This window comes from Mucilaginibacter sp. P4_E8 (genome assembly GCF_056401495.1).
In genome coordinates this window covers 1-5,140 of the sequence record NZ_JBFUJG010000231.1, presented here as the reverse complement: position 1 = coordinate 5,140, position 5,140 = coordinate 1, and the positions used below count along the sequence as shown (strand labels likewise).

Genomic DNA, 5,140 nt, shown 5'->3' with positions numbered 1-5,140 from the left:
CACATTAAGCGTGCTATACGGATCGGTATCACTACCTGTTTCACCATAGCTWCCTCTTAATTTAATGTAAGTTACTTTACTACTTTTAATTCCCAGCGCCTGTGATAATACGTATGACAAGTTTGCAGCAGGATAAAAATAACTGTTGTTACCTGTTGCTAAAGTTGATGTAATATCATTACGACCGGTAACTGTTAAATACAGATAATCTTTATAACCAATTGTAGCCTGACCATAAAAAGCTAACAAACGACGATGTATTTCCTCTTCGGAAGCAAAGGGTTGATTTGAACTATTTGACAAGTTAAAAAAGTCTGGAATAGCTAAGCCTTCAATTCTGCTTATATGTGAACGTGAACCACGGTCATTGTAGTTTGCACCTAATAAACCATTGATCTCAAAATTAGAGAACTTTTTATTAAACAGCGCCTGTAATTTACTATCATACTCAAAGTTCTGGAAATTATCTTCTTCAACACTACCTACGTCAGGTTTTCTCACAGCACTTTCTGTATTGGCACCACCTACCCAGCTACCAGGAGTTGGATAGTTTGAGTTAAACCATATTTTGTTTCCCATGTTGGAAACATCTGCACCCTGTTGAAAGTTAAGTGTTAACCAGTCTGTAACTTTATAGTTCATGTTAACGTTGCCATAAAAACGATCGTTTTTGCTATGGCTGCCATTTTCATTTAAGCTGTAGAATGGGTTTACGGCAAAAGGAGTATAATAATTGTCTATGTTAAAGTATTGGTTTTTATAATCCCTTAAATCCTTAATAGGCACAGAGCCCGGAATTTGCAGGATGTTTTCATAAAATGTAGAAGCTATACCTGTTGGCCCCTGACCGGTTGCTACGAAATTTCCATTTTTACCAACATAGTTAAGAGAGGCATCGATAGAAAAGTTTTTATATGTGGTTGATCCTTTTAAAGTGAAGTTATTCCTTTTAAATTTATCTGCCGGACCAGGCAGGATACCATTCGAATAGATATTATTGTATGAAAACAAATAGGTAGTAGCATCTGTACCACCGCTTATTGAAATATTATTATTTAAATCAATGCCACGATCAAATGCGTCTCTGACGTTATTTTGTATAAAAGAAAAAGGTCTTAATAGTTGAGTATTATCAACTACTGCACCCCAAGGCTGAGTTAAGCCTGTATATTTAGGGCCCCAGTTTCCATTTTCACCTAATACGAAATGTCCATCCCACCCTTGACCAAACACATCCTGTGGTTTGTAAACGAAGGCAAGATCAGTCATGGTTGCCGCACTTGAAAATTCAACAACCGGTTTACCTGATTTCCCTTTTTTGGTAGTAATAACAATAACACCGTTTGAACCGCGGGAACCGTAAATAGCGGTTGCAGCCGAGCCCTTAAGAATTGATATGTTATCAATCTGGTTTGGATCAATATCATTTGCGTTGTTACCAAAGTCAAAGTTGTCATCTGATCCTCTGCGTGAGTTATCCAACGGCACACCGTCTATAATAAATAAAGGTTGGTTGGTACCTGTTAATGAAGTATAACCACGTAAGATTATTTTAGTTGAACCACCGGCACTACCACCTACGTTTGATATGTTTACACCTGCTACTTTACCTTGTAAAGCTCCAAAAGGGTTATTAGGTGCAGATCTGTTTATATCCTCATTTTTAACTKTAGTTTGTGCATAACCTAAAGTTTTTTTGGCTTTGCTTATACCCAAACCAGTTACCACAATTTCGCCTAATTGTTTACTGCTTAAGATTAGTACGACATTCATGATGTTTTTGGTAACAACAACTTCCTGAGTTGCATACCCGATAAATGAAAAGACCAGCGTTGTGCCATTTGCCACATTCACGGTGTATTTACCATCGGTACCGGTTTGTGTCCCCTGACTGGACCCTTTGATTTTTACCGTTACTCCAGGGATAGGTAAACCCTCATCCTGCGAAGTAACTGTACCGGTTACGGTTTGATTTTGTGCAAAGGCCATTGAAGCCGCGCAGCAGAAAAAACAAACCATGAAAATTTTAAGTAATTTGTGCTTCATGCTTTTTTTATTTGTTATTAGATATAATTTTTAGATTTTTTCACGTTTTAACTTTGAATAAAAGTTTATTAACCGAAAAAAGTTAAGTATCCGGTTCTATTTGTCCATTTTTCATATTTATTATTTTTTTGATTTATAGATAGTTGAAGAATTTAAGGCCACTATATAAAAGTTCCTTTCACTCCGAAAAAAATATTTCTTTAACTATAACTTAAAGAACAAGCGGGGTAACTTGATATCTTAAATGAATACTTTTTTAGGCGTGTTGAACTAACGAGTTAAAGAAGATTTAATAAGGTTTATGATGAGTGCCAATTGATAGGATACAATTGAAAAATACCACGTTGTGGGGTATTTACGTAGCATCAGGCACAATAATACAATGAATATTAAATTTACGCAGGTGCTATTATCATAGAATAAGTGTTTAATAGTTAATTATATAATAAGTATAGTGACAGACTATATGACTAATACAAACACAATAGTAGCAAATGAATTTATTGCAGGATGTGCGAGAATCACCATTTTGATAGTTTTCGCACATTAATGAGGCGGGATTTATAGGCAAGCTTATTATAATAATTATATTATTATTTTATCTATAAAGCAAATAGCCGCTCAGGCTATTTGCCGGTATTTTAAAGGCGTAATTTTATAATGGGTTTTAAACAGCCTGATAAAAGAACTGGGGCATTCAAAACCAATAAGATTCACTACCTCGTTAATTGGATATGTGGTACTTTTTAACAATAGCTGGGCTCTTTTTAAACGCAATTGTATTAAAAACTGGTGTGGCGTTAAATTAAATGCCTGTTTAAATGTGCGCAAAAGGTGATTAACCGAAAGGCATGAATATTCTGCCAGGTCTTCGAGGCTTATATTTTGGTTATAATTACTGTACAGATATTCTTTAGCCAGGTTAAGCCTGCGCAAAATTTCAATTTTTGTACTTGGGTTTAAAAAATGAAGTTTTTCTGCCTTATTCAGTATTTCCTCGTTATAAATAGTGAAATAGTTAATGAGGCAGTGGGTTAAATACTCGTTTATCAGGAGCTCATCATGCATGCCATTATCCAGGTATTGTTTAAGGTGATATACGTTGTACATGATATCGCCACTAAACGGATAAATAGTTTCATCAAATTCCTGTTGCTGCTTTGTTTTATACCCGTTTCTGTTTACCAGCCGGTTATCCGTAAAAGCCCAGTATTCCTTAAAGTCCTCCAAAAATTGCTGATCAAAGTTGATGCTGAATGATTGTACCGGCACACTTGAATCTGTATCGGTTGAGTATTGTGTACCCCTGTTCAATATCAAAAAAGAATCGGGATATATTGATAAATGCCGCCTGCCAATGTCATAACGTTCATTCCCGGTAAAAACAAACCTCAAACTAAAATCAGAACTATATTGCTGATTTTGCCTTTGGCTGCTGGTACGGCTGTATATCTTATTATTGTTCCGTAATGTTTTTGAATAATCCATCATATAAAAATTTATATTTCAGTATAATTTCTTTCCTCCAATAAAATAAACCGGTTACCTCCCGGATCTAAAAACTCGGCTGCCAGGCCTGTAGGCAGGTACCGCGGGGCTGCATAAAAAAACACACCAGCAGTTTTATATAAATGATAATCTTTCAGGCAGTCCTCGGTATTTAATATGATACAGCTTTTAAAAGTGTTGTTACTGTTGCCACCGGCAACAACAAGGGCAACATCCAAATTGTCGGCCTGTAGTACAGTGCACTCCTCCCCCTCTATAAAACAAATATTGCTGATGGCATTAAAGCCCAGTTTTTGTGTATAAAAATCTATTTGCGCGTCAGCGTCCTCTGCAAAAACAGGGATATATTTCAATTTCATGTTATAAATAAGTCTTACAAAGATTTTTTAGGAAATCAGCCCAATATCATAGCGTGATTATCAGGGTGATATTTAGTGTGGGATGCAATAGCCGGTCAGTAAAAACTATTGCACGTATCAAAGATAGCTTAGCTAATCAGGCAGTGTATCCCCCAAATAGGGGGATTTATTTATTATTACCTGTTATATCATAAACAATAGTTTACAATTGGTTTTACAAAATTACGTAGTTATAAGCACCAAGTTGCATCAGCAGGAATACACCTGATATTAAGCTACAAGATTAGCTTCGGCGCCAAATGCCTGGTCTATAACAATTTTCCAGGTACCGTCGGCTTGTTGTTTCATTACTTCAATGCCTTTGGCACTTATCTTTACTTCATCGCCATCTGTAATATTCCATTCAGATCGTCCCACGGCAATGTTTCCTGTTTGAAGACAATAAACGGTTTTAATTTCCATTTTTCCTTTAATGGATAAAATGGCTTTTATTGCTTCTTCAAATTGTTCTTTGCCTGATACTGGTTTTCCGGGTTCTGGTACAATAATGCCTGTAACATCATACATGTTCATTACTGTGGCCACATCACCGGTGTTATAGGCGGCCGCAAGTGTTGCATGAGCATCTTCGGCTCTTTTGGGTAGATTCATTTTTTTGAGTTTTTATTTGTGAATAATTTATTTGATTTTTAAAAATCAGGAAAGGATAGACGAGAAGTTTTTCTGGTCATTAATTGCCTTGGCAAGTTTCCCGGCATTGTCATAAACCTTGTTAAAAAGAAACGGCCCCATACTAATCCTTTTTACACCCAGCGATCCCAGCTCCTCAAAATTTGGCAGGTTAGGCATACACATTACGTTAATAGGAAGGCTGGTGGCTTCAACTACCGCTTTAATGTCATTCCCGTTGGTGATACAAGGAACAAAAATGCCGTTGGCGCCTGCGTTTTCATAGCTTTTAATGCGGGTAAGTGTTTCATCAAGTGCTGTTGACATCCCCAAAAGGAATCCGTCGGTCCTTACATTTAAAAATAGTTGCAGGTTGTTGCGGCTGATATGCGCTGCTACTGCCGAAAGGATTTTTTTAAATTCAGCGACAGGTTGTAACTGGCGAGTAGCGCCTGCAATGGTATCTTCCAGGTTTATTCCAGCCACGCCGGCATCATGCAGTTTGTTTATATTTTCAATAATGCCGTTAATGCTGCGGCTATACCCTCCTTCCATAT

The 5,140-nt window shown here is 36.8% G+C and carries 5 protein-coding genes; all 5 read right to left on the bottom strand.

Going from position 1 to position 5,140, the window contains the following annotated elements; genetic code table 11:
• Positions 1–2,046: SusC/RagA family TonB-linked outer membrane protein (locus AC1DRQ_RS29365; protein ID WP_477429352.1), on the bottom strand; the 2,046-nt coding region annotated here is incomplete at its 3' end.
• 621 nt (positions 2,047–2,667) lie between these two features.
• The gene (locus AC1DRQ_RS29360) at positions 2,668–3,537 is read right to left on the bottom strand and encodes a helix-turn-helix domain-containing protein (protein WP_429396082.1); all 870 of its coding nucleotides are present in this window, start codon (positions 3,535–3,537) and stop codon (positions 2,668–2,670) included.
• An 8-nt stretch (positions 3,538–3,545) separates the two neighbouring features.
• Positions 3,546–3,914 carry a VOC family protein gene (locus tag AC1DRQ_RS29355; RefSeq protein ID WP_477429350.1) on the bottom strand — a complete coding sequence of 123 codons (369 nt, stop codon included), beginning with the start codon at positions 3,912–3,914 and terminating at the stop codon, positions 3,546–3,548.
• Between the two features lie 270 nt (positions 3,915–4,184).
• Positions 4,185–4,565 carry a YybH family protein gene (locus AC1DRQ_RS29350; RefSeq protein ID WP_477429348.1) on the bottom strand — a complete coding sequence of 127 codons (381 nt, stop codon included), beginning with the start codon at positions 4,563–4,565 and terminating at the stop codon, positions 4,185–4,187.
• Positions 4,566–4,610: 45 nt separating this feature from the next.
• Positions 4,611–5,140: isocitrate lyase/PEP mutase family protein (locus tag AC1DRQ_RS29345; protein WP_477429346.1), on the bottom strand; the 530-nt coding region annotated here is incomplete at its 5' end.

Excerpts from the sequence above, each read along its gene's own strand:
- AC1DRQ_RS29360 (WP_429396082.1), bottom strand. The coding sequence starts at position 3,537 with ATGATGGATTATTCAAAAACATTACGGAACAATAATAAGATATACAGC.
- AC1DRQ_RS29355 (WP_477429350.1), bottom strand. The coding sequence starts at position 3,914 with ATGAAATTGAAATATATCCCTGTTTTTGCAGAGGACGCTGACGCGCAA.
- AC1DRQ_RS29350 (WP_477429348.1), bottom strand. The coding sequence starts at position 4,565 with ATGAATCTACCCAAAAGAGCCGAAGATGCTCATGCAACACTTGCGGCC.